We start from the raw sequence: 1,222 nt of genomic DNA, 5'->3' as shown, positions 1-1,222 counted from the left end.
GTGGTGGTGCCGATCCCGAAACCGGCCGCGAGCTGGGCGTAGGGCTGGCCGTTACGGAGGTGCGTGAGAGTGAGCAGGGCTTGTCGGCCCGCGCTCAGGCGCCGCCACCGGGTTCCGAGAGCGTGGCGGTGTTTCCTCAAACGGGCGGCGAGGAAGCGGAGGGCAGAGCTGGACACGTCGACGCCGGACGGGTAGACAAGCATGCGAAGCCTCTGGTGGAGACGGTTCTCTTGGTCGAAACCCATCTACCAGGGGCTTCACCTGTCTGTCAGGCCAACTGCCCCACCAACGCGAGAGGTTGGAAAGGCTCACTGCCACAGCAGGGCCTCCTGGTATTCGCCCCGGGATCGCATCCCGAACCGCCAGAAGGCCCTGCCGTTGTGAACGCCGTTCCTGCCGTGGGATCGCCCCGGCAGGAAGGCGTTCGGTTGAGCAAGCCCGCCGAACGGTGAGCGGCAGGCTGCTCGGAAGCGGCCTAACTCACGATCCAGACCTGGGCCGCCGCCGGGTGTGCGTCGTCGCAACTCCACTGCATGAGCTGGCTGCCGGCACCGCCGACCGTGTCGAGGCACAGATTGGTGCCCACGTGCCTGAACTTCGCGCCGATCTTCTGGTCGACGATCACGGCGGTCTCGACCCACTGTTCCGACGCCAGCCCGTCACAGAGGTACTCGTCGACGGCCTCGCCCGGAACGCTAGTGCCGTTGTTGACCTCGGCGCAGTACCCGCTCGCCTGATTCACCAGGTAGTAGGTGTCCGCCGAACCGGTCGACACAAACGCCCAGTTCTGCGTGCTGGAGCCGTTGCAGGTGGCCAGCTGAAGTCTGACGTTGAGCACCCCGCCGGGCGCGTCCACGCATTGGCTGTAGGCCATGTTCTTGATCGTGTGATAGCTGCTCGCGGCAGCGGCGGCCGTGACACGGGCGGACTCTCCCGCCGTAGAGTCCGGCGTCGGCACGGCGGCACTCGCTCCCGTCGCCAACGTGACCATGCCCGCGCAGCTCAGAAGCGTCGCCGCCAGGACGGTGATCCTGTTCTGGATCTTCATCGTCGCAACTCCTATGACTTGTCGACCGGAAACCCGATTCCGTCTCGCTCGGGGACAGTGTGTCCCGGCGAAAGCGCGCAGTCGCCTTCTGTTCCGGCCAGCGGACCAGCCATCGCTTCCTGGCTTGTTCCTCTACGTCCGAACTAACGCGGGAGGTTGGAAAAGGCTCAGTCA

Annotated in this window: 2 protein-coding genes; both read right to left on the bottom strand. The window is 65.7% G+C overall.

Annotated features, from left to right (window positions below):
* Positions 1–203, bottom strand: a 203-nt coding sequence (locus ACFWBB_RS42620; RefSeq protein ID WP_385284707.1) for a transposase family protein, incomplete at its 3' end; no start/stop codon positions are given.
* A 272-nt stretch (positions 204–475) separates the two neighbouring features.
* Positions 476–1,048 carry an RICIN domain-containing protein gene (locus ACFWBB_RS42615; protein ID WP_385284704.1) on the bottom strand — a complete coding sequence of 191 codons (573 nt, stop codon included), beginning with the start codon at positions 1,046–1,048 and terminating at the stop codon, positions 476–478.
* Between the last annotated feature and the right edge of the window lie 174 nt (positions 1,049–1,222).

The organism is Streptomyces sp. NPDC060000 (genome assembly GCF_042737375.1).
In the GTDB taxonomy this organism is placed as follows: Bacteria; Actinomycetota; Actinomycetes; order Streptomycetales; family Streptomycetaceae; genus Streptomyces.
The sequence above is the reverse complement of the archived record's forward strand: the minus strand, read 5'-3'. Positions and strand labels throughout refer to the sequence as shown.